The sequence below is a fragment of the Hydrogenovibrio sp. 3SP14C1 genome, from assembly GCF_029625905.1.
In the GTDB taxonomy this organism is placed as follows: Bacteria; Pseudomonadota; Gammaproteobacteria; order Thiomicrospirales; family Thiomicrospiraceae; genus Hydrogenovibrio.
In genome coordinates this window covers 1-244 of record NZ_JARTLM010000282.1, presented here as the reverse complement: position 1 = coordinate 244, position 244 = coordinate 1, and the positions used below count along the sequence as shown (strand labels likewise).

The 244-nt window shown below is 61.9% G+C and carries 1 protein-coding gene; it reads left to right on the top strand.

Features of this window, described 5'->3' with window-relative positions:
- Positions 1-244, top strand: a 244-nt coding sequence (locus P8629_RS12945; RefSeq protein ID WP_442908721.1) for an MnmC family methyltransferase, incomplete at both ends; no start/stop codon positions are given.

Genomic DNA, 244 nt, shown 5'->3' with positions numbered 1-244 from the left:
CAGAGCAGCTTCAGGCCCAGTGGCCACTGCCTATCGCGGGCTGCCATCGTCTTCTGCTGGACGGCGGGCGAGTGACCCTCGATATCTGGCTCGGTGATATCAACGAACTGACTGACAAGCTCGATGATTCTCTCAACCAGCAGGTTGATGCCTGGTTCCTCGACGGGTTTGCGCCGTCCAAAAACCCGGATATGTGGAGTCCGCAGCTGTTTGCCGCGATGGCCCGCCTGGCGCGCCCTGGGGC